General features: G+C 70.2%; 11 protein-coding genes. 3 read left to right on the forward strand and 8 right to left on the reverse strand.

The features are described from left to right. Positions 1-169 precede the first annotated feature (169 nt). From LLH23_04970 to LLH23_05000, 7 genes are all read right to left on the reverse strand, one after another. Positions 170-1336, reverse strand: a complete 1167-nt coding sequence (locus tag LLH23_04970; protein ID MCE5237824.1) for a hypothetical protein — start codon at positions 1334-1336, stop codon at positions 170-172. Between the two features lie 49 nt (positions 1337-1385). After that, positions 1386-1892 carry a GyrI-like domain-containing protein gene (locus tag LLH23_04975; protein MCE5237825.1) on the reverse strand — a complete coding sequence of 169 codons (507 nt, stop codon included), beginning with the start codon at positions 1890-1892 and terminating at the stop codon, positions 1386-1388. A gap of 304 nt (positions 1893-2196) precedes the next feature. Next, entirely contained in the window at positions 2197-3639 is a 1443-nt protein-coding gene (locus LLH23_04980) for an amidohydrolase family protein (protein MCE5237826.1), read from the reverse strand. Next, a complete protein-coding gene (locus tag LLH23_04985; protein ID MCE5237827.1) occupies positions 3639-5114 on the reverse strand; it encodes a rhamnulokinase in 1476 nt (491 codons plus the stop codon). Before LLH23_04985 ends, LLH23_04980 begins: the two co-directional genes overlap by 1 nt. Positions 5115-5127: 13 nt before the next feature. After that, the gene (locus LLH23_04990; GenBank protein MCE5237828.1) at positions 5128-5898 is read right to left on the reverse strand and encodes an SDR family oxidoreductase; all 771 of its coding nucleotides are present in this window, start codon (positions 5896-5898) and stop codon (positions 5128-5130) included. A gap of 10 nt (positions 5899-5908) precedes the next feature. Then, complete coding sequence (locus LLH23_04995; GenBank protein MCE5237829.1) at positions 5909-7243, reverse strand: aminotransferase class III-fold pyridoxal phosphate-dependent enzyme; 1335 nt, start codon at positions 7241-7243, stop codon at positions 5909-5911. Between the two features lie 10 nt (positions 7244-7253). Further along, on the reverse strand, positions 7254-8228 hold the full coding sequence (locus LLH23_05000; GenBank protein MCE5237830.1) for a sugar phosphate isomerase/epimerase: 975 nt from the start codon (positions 8226-8228) through the stop codon (positions 7254-7256). Positions 8229-8361: 133 nt separating this feature from the next. Between LLH23_05000 and LLH23_05005 the strand changes: the two genes are divergently transcribed. The 3 genes from LLH23_05005 to LLH23_05015 all read left to right on the forward strand — a co-directional run bounded on the left by LLH23_05005 (position 8362) and on the right by LLH23_05015 (position 16132). Then, on the forward strand, positions 8362-9129 hold the full coding sequence (locus tag LLH23_05005; GenBank protein ID MCE5237831.1) for a GntR family transcriptional regulator: 768 nt from the start codon (positions 8362-8364) through the stop codon (positions 9127-9129). Positions 9130-9208: 79 nt separating this feature from the next. After that, a complete protein-coding gene (locus LLH23_05010) occupies positions 9209-12244 on the forward strand; it encodes a hypothetical protein (GenBank protein ID MCE5237832.1) in 3036 nt (1011 codons plus the stop codon). Between the two features lie 60 nt (positions 12245-12304). After that, the gene (locus LLH23_05015) at positions 12305-16132 is read left to right on the forward strand and encodes a hypothetical protein (GenBank protein MCE5237833.1); all 3828 of its coding nucleotides are present in this window, start codon (positions 12305-12307) and stop codon (positions 16130-16132) included. A gap of 11 nt (positions 16133-16143) precedes the next feature. Here the strand turns inward: LLH23_05015 and LLH23_05020 are convergent, their stop codons facing one another. Then, positions 16144-18147, reverse strand: a complete 2004-nt coding sequence (locus LLH23_05020; GenBank protein MCE5237834.1) for a M28 family peptidase — start codon at positions 18145-18147, stop codon at positions 16144-16146. Positions 18148-18164 lie beyond the last annotated feature (17 nt).

Here is an 18164-nt window from a genome sequence, read left to right on the forward strand (position 1 = left end):
GGCACTTGCGCCAACTCCCCGCACGGAGCATGGCGTCCCGGAGGCGCCGGGGCAACGCGGAGATGGGCGCGACGATCTCGGGGCTCGTGTCGAGCACCGCCCGCAGCGCCAACTCATCGCGCGCGAATCGCCTAAGGTAGCGTCTGCGCTCCTGTGCGCACGGCATTCCTCATGCCGACAGGGCCTTCTCGATGTGCTCCGCCGCCTCCGCTTCCCGGTCGCGGGCCTCGTGGACAAGCGGAATGATCCGCCGCCGTGCCTCGCCGTCCACGAGCTGCCGGACCTCACGCTCCTCGAAACCCAGCCCACCCACGATGCCCCAGACCCGCATCATCAGGTCGCTCTCGGCCGCGCAGCAAGAGGCAGCGGCATACAGCGCGGAGGGGTTCAGACCGCTGTCCAGCGCCGCCTGGGCAAGGAAGATGGCGGCATACCAGCGCCCCTCCGCCACGGAACTGACCGCGGCGTGCTCGGTCATGAAGCGGTCGCGAAGGGCGGCGAGGTCGTCCGTGGCGAAGTCCTCGTCCCGCAGCAGGTGCTCTGCCCACACATCGTACGCGGCGATGCCGTTGTGGCGGCCCATGCGCGTGGGAGTGCGCATCACGTCGAGATCCCACTCCAGGGCCTCCCGGTAGACGCGCTTGCGGTCGGGCTGCTCTGTCCTGTCGCCGATGAGCATCAGGCTCCAGGTGTCGGCGAACCAGTGGCGTTTGCGGAACATGCCGTTCGGTTCGAACTCGAGGTCGGCGCTCCAGTCGGGATGGTGCTGGAAGAAGTTCCAGCCAATGAGCACATCGCCGCCCTCGTCGTAGCCGGCGATGAGGCACTCCTCCGGCGGACCGATCACGCCGTTCGCGATGACGGGCCGGCCTCGGTCGCGTATGCTCTGGATGATGTGCTGCCGGGCGATCGCGTCATTGTCGTCGCCGTCGCGGCGCAGGTCGCCGTGCGTCACGCCAGTGGTCTCGTACCCCACCGCCGCGAAGGCACGACGGAAGACCTCGCCGGGGTCATTGCCGATGAGCCACGTCGCGGCATTGTCGGGGTGCCACCCGTCGGCCCAGCTCAACTGGAACGCGATACCCGTGACGCCCATCAGGTACGCGTAGCCGCAGCCAATGCCCCAGCGCGGATTGTGCTGGCGGATGGCGTGGCAGCCGAGGCCGTCGCCCAGGTACTCCAGACAGGCCCGCAGGCAGGAGGGGAACGGCATGTCCTCCGGACACCGCGCCCGGGTGTCCTCGCGCTCTTGCGTGTCGTAGTAGAAGCCTACGCGTGGCACGCCGTCGAGGACCAGACGGGTCGACGGGTCCGCGGCTCTGGGCTGTGCCGGCATGGCTCACATCTCCTTCCGCTCGCCAGACGCACTCCCCCCCTGCTCACGGCTAGCGGGGCTGCTGTTCCTGTCTGCGCACGATGGGCACCCAGAACTCGTGCGTGTCGATCGCGGGGTCCAACCAGAACGTCTCCAGGTCGCCAACCATGGCCCTCCGCGGGTCCCAGTGGAACTCGTATCCCGACCGTGCGAGCCAAGCCCAGGGGTTCACCGACCCCTCCTCGCCGTTCCTGATGCACCAGATGGCGTACTCGCCCTCGGGCAGGGCCTTGGCGACCATGCCAGGCGGCAGGTTGACGACGGCGCTCACCTCGGCGGCGGCCAGGTACATGCGGCCCGTCGTGCAGCGCTCGCCGCCGACCTGCTGCCAGTAGCCGACGTAGCGGTCCGGGTGCGCTCTGGCCTCGATCTCACCCAGCCGCGAGGTCAGGTCCCGCACGAGTTCAGCCATCTCCTCCCCGAACCCCGCTACCACATCCATGTGCCTCTCCAACCCCACGAGTGTGAGCTTCTTCGTCTCGATCCTATCGGGGTCGGTCTCCACCTTGCTCGGCATCAGTCCATCCCGCCATTCCGGTGCCCCTGGCCCCCGTCAGGTGGCAGTCTGAGGGTCCACCTTCACAATGCTGCACAACGTCATGTCCTTCATGTTGAGCGCCCAGAGGTGTTCCCCATCGGTGGTCAGAGCGCCGATGGGGCCGCCGAGATCGGGAGGCGTGCCTGGCGCTTGATCAATGGTCTGGGCGGCGTCCGAGGGCATGGGTCGGTTCTGGAGTTGCTGGCATACATACCGGCTTCTCCTTCCTGCCCGATGATCCTCCCTAGGGCGGGCTAGACGATCGGCGGGCCGGGGGCGCATGTCACCGGTCGAAGAGGGCCAGAGCGTTGCCACGCAGGCAGTCGCGGACCTCGCCATCCGACAGGCGTGACCCCAGCACTGCGCCTAACAGGCAACGCGGGTCAATCCAGTTGACGTCGCTGGCGAACAGCACGCGCTGCGCGCCGAGGCGGTCGCACAGCATCGCCACCAGGCCGCTGTCAAAGTAGTCGCCCGACAGGTCAACCGTGACACCCGGATAGCGTTCGCCGAGGGCGATGACGGTTGGGGCGGTGGATGGGCGGCCCCCGGCATGGCCCAGGATCAGTCGGACCCCGGGCCAGGCCCGCAGGTGGGTCTCGAACCGCGCCGGGTGGGAGAGGTACTGCACCGGGTTGGTGGCCGAGTTCTCCCACGAGTGAGTGACCAGGGGCTTGCCCGCGCGCACCGCCAACTCGAAGGCCGGACGGTAGGCCGGGTCGTCCGCGGGCACTCCGTGCATCGAGGGGTGCATCTTGAGGCCCACGCACAGGGGATCGTCGAGTTCGGCCCGCAGGCGCTCGGCGTCCCCGCCCGGGTGGAACACGGCATAGCAGCGGAACCGGTCCGGGGCCGCCTCCAGGAGGCTGCGTGCGGCGTCCAGGCTGCCGCAGGCCGGGTCGTCCAGGGCGGCCGCGGGGATCAGGAAGAGGCGCTCGATGGCGCAGGAGTCCATGAAGCGCAGCCAGTCGTCGGGCGTGAAGTGCTCATCGGGCGTGGGGAAGCGGCCCGGCGGGCCATTGTGACCATGGCTGTCTATGATGAACGCCGGTGGCAGAGGGGCAGCCAGATCCGGCGACGGCGTCGACACTGCCGGCAGGCCCAACAGGCGACGTGCATTGTTCCCCGCCAGATCACACCGCTGCTCCCAGGACAGATGCGCCAGGGCGATCGGCGCCACCGACACGTGGGCGTCGTGGCGCGGTGCATGGGTGCCGAAGAGCAGCCTATCGCCCACCCCGGCCGCGCAGAGCCGCTCAAGCCCCAGCCAGTTGCACAGGTTGTAGGTGCACAGCCACAGGTTGGGGTGGGTCTGCAGCAGCGTCTCCAGCGTGGCGATGTGATAGAGGAGTTTGAGGGGGCCCGACTCGATGACCAGGGGAAGGGTCGGGTGGGCTCGCGCCAGCTCACCCAGGCGCGGGAGATCCACATCCGTGTGGCGGACCACCAGTGGCGTCCCCGAGCGCGCACAGTCCTGCGCCGCGTCGGACAGCGAGCCGGACTGGGCCGGCACGTAGACGGCCAGGTGCGGCCCTGCCGGTCGTGCCGACGTCACTCCGACGGGCGCCCTCGCAACCGCAGGCAGGTGCAGATCGGTCGCGTAGTCCGGGAACGCCGGAGGATCGTCGTCGTCACGGCACACGTCGAGCCAGGGCAGCGCCGCCACCAGCCCGCGGTAGAGGGCTCGCAACGCCGCCACCCGCGGTCCGGCGTCGCCGGTCGCCATCACACGCGCCTCGTCTTCAGGTCGCGGTAGCGGGCCACCAGTGCTGCGTCGGGCGCTGCCTGGGGCTGGTAGATCGTGGCCGGCGCCGACGCTTCGACCAGCTCCGACACATCCTCGCCGACCAGCCCGAGCACCCGGGCCTGCAGCAGTAGGTTGCCCAGCGCGGTGGCCTCCATGGGTCCGGCGATCACGGGCAGGCCGACGGCATCCGCGGTCCACTGGCACAGCAAGGCGTTGGCGCTGCCACCGCCGACCAGGCGCACGGCGGCGAACTGCCGGTTCGTGACGCGCGCCTGGCTCTCGACGCCCAGGAGGTGCTCCAGGGCAAGGCTCTGCAGCAGCACGCGGGTCATCTCCGGCGCGTCCGCCGGGGCGACTTGCCCGGTGCGGGCGCAGTACTCGCCGATGGCGGCCAGCATGTCGCCCGGGCCCGTGATCAGAGGGTGGCCGACATCCACGACGGTCGGGACCGGGCCGCTGAGGCTGCCCGCGGCGGCGATGAGCTCGGCCCATGACGCGGCAGCCCCCGACTTGCGCCACTGGAGCATGCACTGCTGCAGCGGCCACAGCCCCGTCAGGGGACACATCAGCAGCCAGCCCCCGCCGCCCGCGCCGATGCTCTCGAGCATCTCGGTGGCCATCGTCGCCGTGACCACCGGTTGGGCGCTGAGCGTGCCGAGCATGGACCAGGTGCCGCAACTGAGGAACACGTGGTCCTCACGCGGCGACACGACGGAGGCAGCGGCGGTGTCGTGTCCTGCGGTGGAGACCACGGGCACGCCGATCAGGTCCGGGTGCGGCGCCCGATCCGCCGCGACCGTGCCCAACACGCCCGGGTGGTCGAGGCAGCGGGGCAGGAAATGCGTTGGGATACCCAGCAACGTGAGCAGGTCGCGATCCCAGTCGCCGCTGGCCAGGTGGCGCAGGCCCGAGGCTGTCGCCATGCTGCGGTCGGTGGCAGCCACGCCGGTGAGGTCGTGGTGGATGAGGTCGCAGATGTGGAGGAGCGAACTGGCCTGCGTGAGCGTGTCCAGCTCGTTCTGGGCCATGACCCGCAGTTGGCACAGCGTGATGATCGGTAGGGCCATGGCGCCGACGCGGGCGACAAGGGCGTCGGGACTGATCACGTCCGCGAAGCTCCCGGGGAGGCCCTCGGTGCGCGGGTCCCGGTAGCAGGCGGGCGGCTCGAGCAGCTCTCCCGCGGCGTCCAGCAGGCCGAAGTCCACCGCCCAGGAGTCGCAACTGATCGCCGCCGGCGGCCCGAAGCGCTCCGTCGCCTCGCGCAGGCCGGCGCGGACACCCGTCAGGAGCGTGGCCCAGTCCCAGCGCAACGTGCCGTCCGTCGGCTGCGGCTCATGGCCGAAGCGGTGGACCTCCGTCAGGTCCAGGCGGCCGTCCCCCAGACGGCCTACAATCACGCGGCCGCTGCTGGCCCCCAGGTCAATGGCGGCCAGCGTCGTCAGCGAACTGCTCAAGCGTATCACCTCGTCAGCGATGGAAAGTGCGACCGCCATCCACCAGCACCGACTGGCCGGTGATGTACGAGGCCAGATCGGAGAGCAGAAAGGCGGTCAGAGCGGCGATGTCCTCTGGCTGGCCGAGCCGCCGCAGCGGCACCTGCGCCGCCACCTGCTCCCGGTCGGTCGGGTCGGGGTAGCGGACGCGCAGCAGATCGGTCTCCACCAGCGAGGGCTGCACCACATTGCAGCGCACTCCCGCCGGTGACGTCTCCTTCGCGACAGCATGGCACAGACCCTCTAGGCCGGCCTTACCGGAGGCATAGTCTGCTCGGCCGCCGCCGCCGGTGTGGATCGCCGCCGAGCCGATCAGCACAATGCTGCCGCGCCGGCGGGACAGCTCGGGCAGAGCGGCCCGGAGGGCGATGAAGGCCCCGGTCAGGTTCAGGTCCACGTTCTGCCGCCACTGGCTGACGGTGAGGTCGGTCAGGGATATGGGCGAAGTGTAGCCGACGTTGTAGACGAGATGGTCCAGGCGGCCGAGGGTGGCGGCGACACGCTCCGCAAAGGCCGCGGTGGCGGCCTCGTCGCAGGCCTCCACGGCGTCGTGCAGGCAGCGTCGGCAGAGTGTGGCAAGCTCTGCCGCCAGCGCCTCGCTGGCGGCGACGCCGGCGGGGCTGCCGGTGTGCGTCCAGGCCACGTCGCCCCCGGCCTGCGCCACGCTGCGACAGATGGCGGCCCCGATGCCGCGCGAGCCGCCGACCACCCACGTCACTGTGCCGCTCAGGTCAATGGCTAGCATCGGGAGCCTCCTACGCTCGCAGCACGGCCTGCACCGAGGCTGCGAACCGTTCCAGGATCTCGTCGGCCTCCGCCCGGCTGACAATCAGCGGGGGCTTGACCTTGAGTACGTTCTTGCGCACACCGCCCAGGCCAAAGATGATCCCGCGCTGGAGGCCTTCGTTGCGGATCGCGACCGTCTGCCGCTCCAACGGCTCGCGCGTCTCCGCGTCGCGGACGAACTCCACGCCGATGTGCAGCCCGGCCTGGCGCACGTCGCCGATCTCGGGGAAGTCGCTCGCCAGGGCCCGCAGGCCCGCCCCCAGATAAGCCCCCATCTCACGGCAGTTGGCCAGCACGCCCTCCTCAAGCAGCGCGAGGAGCTTGGCCGCTGTGACCATCGAGAGGGAGGGGTTCGCGAAGGTGTGTAGCTCCTCACTGTCGGGGCTGAAGCCCTCCAGTTCATCGCGGATGATGATGGCCGCCAGGGGGAGCCCCGCGCCGAGGCCCTTGCCCAGCACGAGGACGTCCGGCGTCACGCCGAAGTAGTCGGCCGCGAACATCTCGCCGATGCGCGCGAAGGTCTGGATCTCGTCGAAGATCAGCAGCGTCTGGAACTCATCGCACAGGTCGCGCAGGCCCTGCAGGTAGCGCTGGGGCAAGATGATCTGGCCGGCGCTGGCCTGAATGGGCTCGACGATGACGCCCGCGGGGCGCCCGGCGATACCGCGCTCGAAGGTCTCCCGCGCCATCGCCAGGCAGAAGCTGACGTAGTCCTCAGGCGCCATGCCCAGGGGGTTGCGGTAGGTGGTGGGGTTGGCGATGCGGATGAAGGGGCGGGTGAGGCCGAGGAAGTGGCTGCCGCCCACATAGCTGCCCGCGGCGTGGGTCGAGACCCACGAGGCCCCCATCGTCCCCAGGGTCGTGCCGTGGTAGCTGTCGTACAGGCACACGAAGTCGCGGGCGATCTCGGTGTTCTTGGCCGCGATCTTCATCGCGGCCTCGATCGCAGGCCCGCCGCCGACGGTGAAGGAGACACGGTTCAGGCTCCCGGGCGCCAGCTCCGCCAGCCGTCGGGCCAGGTAGAAGCGCGGCAGCGTGTCGAAGCCCTGATGGGTATGTGTCAGGTTCGCGATGTGCTCGCGGATCACCGTGTTGATGCCCTCGTGCGCATAGCCCAGGTACAGCGCCCAGCTCTGCGACGTGCAGTCAATGTAGTCTCTGCCCGCCGTATCCCAGACGCGCACGCCCTTGCCCCGCACCAGGACCGGGCCGCCACGGGTCCCGCCGCCCAGCATCACGTGCCGTGCGCACGCCTCCAGCGCGGCGCCGTCCAGCGCGTAGATCTGCTCCAACACCGGGTCCATGCCGGTCACCTCACTTCAGCACTTCAGCCATCACGAGATCCATCACCTCGACCGCGCGTTCCCCCGTCTGCAGCGCCGGCAGCCCCGCCGCGATGAGCCGCCGGGCAAGGTCGCGGAAGCGGTAGATGTTCTGCACGGTGCGGGTCAGTGCCGCCACGCCTGCCTCGCGGTATGGGTAGATGTCAATGCCAGTCCAGCCGTCAAAGCCCATGCGTTCGAGCCAGTAGAACAGCTCGATGCTGTCCCAGAGGTTCACCGTCCCGGGGATCAGGTCGTGGTCCCAGTCGCGGTAGTTGTCATTCAGGTGCAGGTGGAACAGGCGGCCGCGCTGCAGGGCCATCACTGCCGCCTCGGCCGGGTTCTCGGCGGCCATGAGCGAGTGGCCCACATCGAGCGTGATGCCCGCGTTGTCCCGGCCGGTCCGCTCGCACAGGTACAGCGCGCGCCCGACGGTGGCGATGAAGCACTTGACCCGCGGCTCCTTGCACTTGTACTCGATGGTGATCTTCATCTCGGGACGGTAGGCGACGATCTCGGCGACCGCGTCGGCCAGCCGCGCCCAGGCCTCGTTGTAGTCGGTGGCGAAGGGGTACTCATAGCCGTCCTGGCCCAGCCAGAGCTGCACGTCGGCCCCGCGGGCCTCGATGGCAGCGTCAATGCCCCGCTTGACGAGCGCGATGGCCTCCTCGCGGGTGGCGTCATCAAGCGAGGAGAGCGAGCCGTACTGCCAGCGCGCGCTGGAGTACATGTCAATCTCGGTCATGCCCAACTCCAGGCCCAGGGGGTCGAGCAGGGCCCGGAGGGCGGCGGGGTCGTCGTACTGGGAAGGGTAGTCGAGGGCCACGCCCTTGATGCCGGGCACGGAGGCCAGCAGTTCGAGCTGCCGGGGGAAGGGGAGGGACGGCTTGTAGCCGCCTTTGACGAAGCGGTCGGCACAGGTGGTAAAGCTGGTGGTGGCGGCGTCAATCCTGAGATCGAGGTCCACGGGTCTCCTCCGCTTGTTGACTACTTGTCTATACAAGTGGGCAGTATGCTATCACAGCCACGAAGCGGTGTCAAATAGGCATTGACATCCTCTGCGGACCAGTGTTTACTTGTCCAGAGAAGAGTACAGGTCCATGCTTGATGAACTCCTGACCGGGCGCACGATCCGCAAGGACAGCCCCATTCCCTACTACTACCAACTCGCCCAGATTCTGCGCGAGGCGATGGATGACGTCAGCGCCGGCGCGGCTGACGGCGAGGAGATCGCGTTGCCCTCCGAGCCGGCGCTGTCGGCGCGGTTCGACGTCACCCGGGGTACGGTCCGCCACGCGCTGCAGATCCTGGAACGCGAGGGGCTGATCGTGCGCGAAAAGGGACGCGGCACCTTCATGCGCCGCCGGCGGGTGGAGCTGGACCTGACGGAGTTGTCCTCTATTGCCGCCCACATGCGCGACCAGCACTGGGCCGCCGAGTACCGCCTGCTGGGGGTCGAGCGTGGACCAGCGCGTCCCCAGGCGCAACGGGCGTTGGGGCTGGGGGCGGGTGAGGAGGTATGGGAGGTGCGGCGGCTGCGGCTGGCCGATGGCGAGCCGGTCAGCGCCGAGACCTCGATCATCCCCTGCCGCCTGGCCCCCGACCTGCCCGCCGCCGACCTGACCACCTCGCTCTACGAGACGCTGCGGTCGCGCTACGGCTTCGGGCTGCGGACCTCGGAGCAGACGATCCGGACGCGGGCCGCCGACGTGGAGGAGGCCGGCCTGCTGGCCCTGCGCGCCGGCGATCCTTTGTTCGTCATCACCGGCGTCCTGGCCGACGCACAGGGCACGCCGGTGGAATACTCACGGTCCCTGTGGCGCGGGGACCGCTATGACCTGCAGGTGCGCCTCGTCAGCCGCGAGTAGCGTGCTGCGATCACTACGCCGCGGGGGGCCTGACGGCTCGCCGCCGCGACCGGCGCCACTGCCCGAGGGAGACAGCCCGATGAGTGACCTCCGCCGCCCCCTGTGGAACAACCTGACCCCCAACGACCTGTTGTCCGCGCTCGCCCGCCCGCCGGATCGCTACCGGCCGGTGCCCTGGCTATCCTGGACCGGCGACCTGCACTGGGAGGGCCTGAAGGCGCAGCTTGACCAGATGCGCGCCCAGGGCCTCACCGAGTTCTTCCTCTTCCCGGTCTACGGCATGGAGCTGCCCTACATGTCGCTGGAGTACTGGGAGCGGGTCCGGCAGACCCTGGAGCACTGCCGCGCCACGGGGATGAAGTGCTGGATCTACGACGAGTACAACTGGCCCAGCGGCATCTGCGCCGGCACAGTGACCCGCGACCACCCGGACGCTCGCGAGCACCTGCTGTGGCTGCACCACGAGGCGGGAGAGGAGGAGACGCCGGGGCTGCCGGCCGGGGTGAAGCAGACGTGCCGTAGCGGGGGCGTGGAGTGGGCGACGGCCGAGGGAGCCGCGCGACGCACGAGCGTGCGGGGCGGCGACTGGGTCGGCAACATGCCCGGCTACCTGGACATGCTCGACCCGGAGGCCTGCGAACGCTTCCTGGACAGCACGCACCGCCGCTACCTAGCCCAGGCCCCCGACATGTTCCCTGAGACGATCCCCGGGTTCTTCACCGATGAGCCCGGCTTCGCCCACCCGGGCCTCCCCCGGGGCACTGGCGGTTGGCTGGCTCTGCCCTACACCGGCGACCTCTTCGCCAGCTTCCAGCAGCGCTATGGCTATGACCTCCGCGACCGTCTGGGCGACCTGCTCGCCGACACGCCGACCGCTCCGCAGACCCGGTGCCATTACTGGCGCTGGGTCGCTGAGCGCTACGGCGAGGCCTACGCCGGAACGATCCGCCGCTGGTGCGACGAGCACGGGGTGGCGTTCACGGGGCATTGCCTGGGGGAGGAGGTGCTCTCGCTGCACGCACGGATGGAGGGCGACCTGTGGGAGGCCATGAAGCACTACACCATCCCCGGCATTGACATGCTGGCCAATGCGGACGGGTACACCTACCCCGAGCGGATGAGCTTCTACGGGGATCTGGATCGCCGGGCCTTCCACCTGACCTGCAAGTGCGTCCACGCCATCTGCCGCCACACCGGGGCGCGGGAGATGATGAGCGAGGCCTACGGGGTCTGCGACTGGGGCATCAACCTGCAGCGGCAGAAGCGCGGCTTCCACTACCAGGTGGCCCTCGGCGTCACCCTGTTCAATGACAACACGCTGATCACCTCGGTCGCCGACTTCCGCAAGTACGCCCTCGCCGGCAAGCACTTCACGCAGCCGTGGTGGGAGCATTACCAGCTCTACGCGGACTACAACGCGCGCCTGGCGGCCCTGCACGCCGAGGGCGAGCCGGTGGCCGAGGTGGCGGTGCTGTACCCGCGCTCGGCCGTGTGGGCCCAGATGGACATCGGGGTCTTCACGAGGGCGTGGCTCGACCCGCAGCCGGGCCACCCGCTGACCCAGCTCGGGGAGCAGGTGTATGAGCTGCTTGATGAACTGATCCGCGAGCACTGGATGTTCGACTTCGTCTTCGAGCCGGTGCTGGCGGAGGCGCGGGTGGAAGGCGCCGAACTGGTGACCGAGCACTGCCGCTACCGGGCGATCGTGGTACCCTCCGCCCGGTACCTGCCGGCGGCGTGCCTGCAGGTGCTGCAGCAGTTCGCCGCCGCGGGCGGACAGGTCATCTTCACCGGCGCGCTACCTGAGTACGAGGCCGACACCCAGGCCAGTCTGGCCGTTGAGGTCGGCGCGTTGCTGGCCCAGGCGACGGTGGCGCAGGTTGAGGCGGCGGGGGCGCAGGTGCGCGACGCGCTGGCGACCCGTCTGCGCCCCGCGCTGGTGCTCGAGGGTGAGGACCGGCGGGAGTTCATCAGCTCGTGGCGGCGGATCGCCGACAGTGACGTGCTGTTCCTCGCGAACATGGCCCGGCGGGACACGGAGGTCACGATCCGCACCGACTTGAGCGGGCCGCTCGCGGTCGTGGACCCCTTCAGCCTGCAAGCCTACCGCCCCGCGGTCGAGGCGGGCGCGATCCGCTGGCGCTTCGCGCCCTGGCAGGGCATCCTGCTCGTGAGCGGCCCGGCGGCGGCAGCGCTGGGCGAGGACTTGCCGGCGCGGCCCGCCTGGCAGGAGGCCCGGCGCGTCGTGGCGCTGGACGGCGCATGGGACTTCGACCTGCAGCCCGGCAACATGCTGCGACCGGCGCTGCAAGCCAAGCCCGACCCCGATAACAACGGCGCTGCCGAGGGCTGGCAGCATGACACCGGCGAGGCCGGCTGGGTGGCAGCCGATGGGAGCTGGCTGCCTGACCCGATCCGCCCCGGCGACGCCCCGTGGTACTGGCTGCGCGCCGAGGTGACCTGCGAAGCGGGTGCCCACCCACGGCGCATCGTGGTGGATAGCCGTGACTTCCTGGAGCTGTTCGTGAATGGCCGGCCCGCCGAGCAGACGCCCGGGATGCCGCTGTGGGCCGAAGAGAACGTGCACTACGACGTGGACGGGCTGTTCCGCGCAGGGGCCAACACGGTCCACATACGCGTGCGGACCAGCAAGTACAACGATCCGCGCGTGGCCGCCTTCCCTGGCCGGACCGACCGCCTGTTGCAGCCGGTCGTGGTGCTGGGGGAGTTCCGCGTGGAGGGGCAGACACTGCTGGCGCCGCGCCCGCAGGTGCGGGCGGATCAGCCCTGGGAGCAGCAGGGCATGCCGCAGGCGGCAGGCACGGGCATCTATCGGCGGCGGCTGGAGGTGGCGGCCGGGGCAAGAGTCTTCCTGCGGCTGCCGGAGGTCGTGGATGCCGTGGAGGTCTTCGTCAATGGCCAGTCGGCCGGTCGGACGGCCTGGCCCCCGTACGTCTTCGACCTGACCGACCTGCTGCACGGCGGGGAGAACGATCTAGAGATCCGCGTCAGCAACACTCTGGGCAACCTGATCACAGAGACCTACGGCGGCGCCCAGCCGCCGGAGTACCCGACCAGCGGCCTGCAGGCAGCCCCCCAGTTGCTGTTCCTGTAGGCGCGGGGGCGCCTGCACAGCCGCCATGACGCGACACCGCAGCCGTCAGGGGTGAGGCCCATGCGCCGGTCCGTCCGCGTGCTCGTCACTCTGGTGTTGGCGCTGCTCGTAGCAGGCAGCCTGCCCGCCGCGCCCGCGGGCTGTCTCATGCGGGTCAATGATGTCAGCGGCTTCACTGGAGCCTGGCCGCTGGTGGGAGGGCTGCCGCTGCCGCAGGGCGCGGTGCGCGACCCGGGGCAGGTGCGTGTCTGCGATGCCCGGGGCCGGGAGATCCCCGCGCAGGTGGACACCGCCGCCACGTACCGCGATGGCAGCCTGCGCTGGGCGCTGATCAGCCTCATGGCCCCACCGCAGGGCACCGTCCGGGCCGAGTACGGCCCCGGCGTCAGGCGCGCTGCCGTTCAGGGCCTCCGGATCACCCGCGATGGGGGACAGGTGCGGGTCAGCACCGGCGCCGCCGACTTCACCCTCGATGGCGGCAATCTCCTGCTCCAGAGCGCGGAACTCACCGGCGCGGGACGCCTCCCCCTGTGGGGGCCCGGCGAGAACTACGCCTACCTGGTGGACAACCAGGGCCGCACGGCCCGCTGTGCCGGGCCCCAGGCGGGCGTAGAGATCACCACGCTCAAGAGCGGGCCGCTGCGGGCGGTGCTGCGCACTGAGGGGTGGTATGTGACCGACACCGGCGAGCGCCTGGCGCGGGGCATCGCGCGGCTCAGCTTCTTCGCCGGCAGCCCGATGGTCCAGATCAGCCACTCCCTCGTCTTCACCGAGGACACCAACCGGCTCTGGCTCAAGGACTACGGGATCGAGGTCCCGGTGCGCGGCGGCACGCGCGCGGTGTTCGACACCAGCCAGGCCCACGACGCCACGACGCAGGCGGTGGCGCTGCCAGCCGGGGCCAGCGCGAGCCTCCTACAGGATGACTACCCCCATCTCGCGGAGACTGGCTCGCACTTCTCGCTGACGGTCCGGGACGGCCAGACAGCCCGCGAGGTCGCGACCGGACCGGCCTGTGGCGAGTGGTGCGACCTCGCCTCGGACCGCGTGGGCCTGACCGTGGCGCTACGCGACCTGGCCGAGCAGTTCCCGAAGGAACTGGAGGCGCGGGCGCAGGGGATCCGCGTCCATCTGTGGCCCGAGCGCAGCGGGCGCGAACTGGACTTCCGCGCCGCGACGCTGGTCAAGGACTACTGGCAGTCATGGGCGGCACTCGCGCCCGGCGGGGCCGAGGCCCTGGCCAAGACCGCCAGCAACGCCCAGGGGGCGAGCAAGACCCACGAGCTGTGGCTCATGCCCCATCGCAGCGCGCCCGAGGTCCCCGCCATCGCGCGGCAGTGCCACGCGGCCTGCGAGCCGCCGCTGCTTCAAGCCGACCCCACGGCGCTCTGCGCCAGCGGCGCCCTCACCTGGCCCGTGCACCCCTACGACCCCCAGCGCTTCCCGGCCGAGGAAGCCATGATCTCGGACTTCTTCGACCGCCTCACGCTGCCGTACAAGGTCTTCCCGATGACCGGCCTCATCGCCTGGGGCTGCCACCCGTACCTGGACTACACGCGGCGGGACGGCAAGTGGTATGCCGTCTTCTACCGGCTGTCGCAACTGGTGGACTACGGGATGCGGCGGCATGTGTGGACCCTCTACGCCCGCTCCGGCGACCGCCGTTACTATGACTACGCCGCACGCTTCGATCGCTTCGCCGCCGACTGGGAGATGGCACACGTCACGACCGGCCAGAAGATCAAGGGCGGCTTCGCCGTCGGGGACATCCACAAGCCGCTTTACTGGGGCACCAGCAGCCTCGTGCTGAACACCGACATCTCCGGCCATGACATCGCGAACTGGCTGCTGGAGTACTACCTGACCGGCGATGAGCGCGCGCTGGAGGCGACCCGCGAGTTCGGTGAGGCGGTCAAGCAGACCTGGGACCTGAAGGCCGCGCGCGCGGGCTATTGCCCCTTCGTCATCACCCGCGTGCTCACGGCGTTGTACACCCGCGAGTGGGACGAGAGCTTCCACACCATGGCACGCGACCTCGCCCACCAGATCATTGCCCCCCAGAGCCCCAACTACCTCACCAACGAGATGGCCTACGGGGCGCTGTACAAGGTGGACCGCAATGCCGCCGCGCTGTACGACTACTGGTGGGCGACGGGCGATGACCTCGCCCGGCAGGCCTTCCTGAAGGCCATGGACTACCAGTACCGCTTCAACCGCATCCCGCCGGCCATCGAGTACCAGAACGGCGGCGCCTACCTACTGACGATTGCGTACCAGTGGACCGGGCGGCCGGAGTATGCCGCGGCGGTGCAGCAACTGGTGCGCGGCGGGCTGGCAGCGGAGGGCAAGCCCCTGGCGGAGGAGTTGACGGGCGACCCGCGTCTGTCCGAGAGGCTACCCTACCGTGGGGTGCACCTGAACATGCACACGACGCTCGGGCTGCCGACGGCGCTGGCGCTGCTGGCGGGACTGGACAAGCCGCCGCCCTCGTTCCCGATCCTGGTCAAGTCCTTCCAGTCCGACGACGCCACCGCGATCTTCGCCAAGCCCGCCGGGCAGGGGGTGACGCTGGGGGTCTATGTGCAGACGACGCAGGCCGGGGAGGTCGGGGTGCAGGTGCTCGGGCCCGATGGCGCGCCCGTCGCCGCGGAGGTGAAGACCGAGGAGCGCATCGCCTCCTACGCCCCCTCGCAGTTCCGCCACTTCAGCCTGCGGGTCAAGGTCCCGGCCGCAGCGCCCGCCGGCCTGTATCAGGTCGTGCCGGGGCCGACGGAGGAGTTCGTCGTTCAGGACGCGAGCGTGCCGCAGGTGAGTCTCGCCTGTCCGAGCGGGGCGTGGCTGGGGGGTGGGGGACTGGCGGCCGGGATGCCGCTGTACTTCCGCGTGCCGCCGGGCCAGCAGCGCGTAGACCTCCTCGTGGGTCGCCCGGTGACGGTTCGGCGGCCCGACGGGAGCGTCGCCCTGGAGCCCACGAACGAAGGCATCGGTCGCGTCAGTCTGCCGGTCCAGGGCGCGGCGGGCGCGTGGTCGGTGCATTCCCCGTGGCCCGCGCACGTGCAGTTGCTGAACCTGGACCCGGTGGTGGCCTACGGCGACCCCGCCCGGCTGATCCAGTCGCCCGCACCGTCCCTCCGCCGCACCGATCCTGCCCTGCCGTCGCCGCAAGAGACGTTCGTGCCCGGGGTGATGGGCCAGGCGCTGCAACTGGCCGGCGACCGCACCATCGGCTTCGCGCCCGGCGAGCGCCTCGCCGACGGCAGCACCCAGCACCTGCCCACCACCGAGGGCACCATCGAGCTGTGGTTCCGGCCCAACTGGAGCAGCAGCGAGTTGCCCTTCCGCGATGGGCAGCTTCTGCAGCGTGACTTCCTGCGCGCCGGCGCGATCAACTTCTACTACCGCTACGGCCAGGGCCCCGTGCGCGACAACCTGTACTCCTACGTGGACCTGCTCACCCGGGGCAAGCTCGGGGCGCCCGGACGGGAGACCGACGGACTCATCGGCGGCCATGCGCGCCACTTCATGCAGAAGGCGCAATGGGTCCACCTGGCCGCCACCTGGCAACTGCAGCAGGGAAAGCGTGGCACCGAGGGCAGCTTCGCCGTGTTCGTCAATGGCGAGAAGATGGAGCCGACGTGGAACTACCCGCGCAGCCTGACCGGACGCGATCCGTACCGGCTGCAGGAGGTCGCCGCGCGGATCGTGCTCGGCGCGTGTGACGGCTGCCTCGATGAGCTGCGGGTGTCACGGGTGCGGCGCTACGAGGGTGACTTCACGCCCTCCCGGCAGCCGTTCGCGCCCGATGCCCAGACCGCCGCGCTCTTCCACTTTGACGGGTGCCTGAACGGGCTGTCGGGGGCGGAGGGGGCCGTCATCGCGGCCCAGTGAGGAGGTCGGCCTCACTCCGCCAGCGCCCCGCCCAGCTTCATCCCCTCGAACCACTGGAGCAACCGCCGCGCGGGCGGAGGCGCCTTGTCTTCCTCCAGGGCCGCTAGCCGGCCCACCTCCAGCAAGCTACGCCGGCCGTCCACCCAGAACAGCAGCCTGCCCGGCAGACCCCCTTTGGCCGCGCGGTTCAGGAGTGCCTTCGCCGCCTCGGGGAAACGCCCGGGGCTCACCGGGCCGATGAGCAGGCGCCGGGGAACGATGGCGGCCGCGTGCCGCTCGTCCTGCCGGACCCGCCTGGCCGCGGGCTGTTGCGGCTCGGCACGGCCATGGCTGCGGACGAGGTCCCCGAGGAGCCGTCGGTAGCGCCGCTGCGCGGTCGCGTGGGCCGCCTGCAGTTCACCCTCCAGCTCCCCCAGGCGAGGCGCGATCTGCTTGCTCTCGGTGGCGGACAGCAGCACGTTGACCGAACGGAGGGCGGCCGACTCCCGCTGCCTCAGGTACTCCAGACGGTTCAGGCCATGGGCCAGACGCTCGTCCAGGTCATCCTGCCCCTCGGCGAGCGCTTCGCGCGCCTTCGCTGCCTGCGCCGTCACCTCGCGCTCAAGCAGGGCCGGAGCCTGGGCGGCGACCATCTCGGCCAGGGCGATGGCTTCGCTCTTCCCGGCGTTGGCGATCGTGTATACAAGGGTGGCCGCGAGCGCTCCCGCGCGGGCCAGGGTCTCGGCGCTGAGCTTGTCGGGCGTGTCCTCGCTGGTGTGGTAGTACCTGTCCGGCCAGTTGATGAAGGCCACACTGGGGACGCCGATCGAGGGGTCGGAGATGAAGTTGTCATTGCCCCAGAACGGCGTCTCGAGGGCGGGAAAGAACGCCTGCGAGCTGCTGAGGTTCGGCCAGGCATAGAACCCGCGGCGGAAGTGCTCCAGCAGCTCCCGCAACAGGTGGTTGATGAACGAGGGCGCGGCGTCGGGGCTGTCCTGGTACATGAGCACACTGCCGCACCGCGCCATGTCCTCGCCGACCATGTCGAGGTTGTGCGCGGCCACGACGCGCACCATCGCCTCCGGGTTCGTGACCGCGTGGGCCTGCAGCGAGTAGACCTCGTGGGTGAGCCAGACGCGGAGGCCGCGACGCGGGCGGGAGAGCTTGCCGGCCTTGATAAGCGCCTGCAAGGCACGCACGATCTCGACGCACAGCCCGGTGCCGGAGGCGTTGTCGTTCGCGCCCGGCTCGGCGAAGTGCGCCATCAGGGCCACTTCCTGGTCTGACCTGCCCCGCAGCAGCCCCGAGACCATCTCCAGACGGCCGTCGTAGACACGGGCGTCCACGCGCGCCCGGACGCGCACCGTCGCGCCCTCCGCAGCCCGGCGGGCGATCAGGCCCCGCAGCCACTTGCCCTGCCGCGGCGAGAGGACGAAGGCCGGCAGGTCGCCCGCCGGGCGCATGACCTGCCACAGCAGGGCATCCGGCAGGTCCATCGGGTCCTTGCGGACCACGGGGTTGGTGGCCATGGCGTCGGAGATCACGCCGACCGCCCCCTGCTTCTTCGCCTCCTGGTGGACACTGCCCGCAGCGGTGTCGGTGAGGACGAACTTGCCCTTGACCTTCAGGCCGCGGTAGTCGCGGGCCTGCCCGCCGCCGGTCACGACCACGACCTCGGCCTCCAGACCCCCCGCCGGTGTGGGCGGTGAGCCCTGGACGCAGGCGAAGGGTTGCGCGGGATACGACACGAGGCGCCGGGCCTCGGCCGCCGGCTCCAGCACCTCCAGGCTGGCCTGCCGGCAGTCCCAGGCCCGCTGCAGGACCGTGGTCCCGTAGGTGGCCTTGCCATCGGCGGGAAAGGTCACGAGTTCCGCCCGGGCGCCGGCTTGCTGGAGTTGCGCCAGGCAGTACCGGGCGGTCTCGTAGTACCCCGCGAAGGTGCTGTCGCGGTCGTTGCGCCAGATCGTGGCGGCCAGGTTGCGGGCGTTGTCGCCGGAGATCTCGCCACGGATCACGTCGTAGACTTGGCGGAACATTGCTCACCTGCATGGCG

This window comes from bacterium (genome assembly GCA_021372615.1).
In the GTDB taxonomy this organism is placed as follows: Bacteria; Armatimonadota; Zipacnadia; order Zipacnadales; family UBA11051; genus JAJFUB01.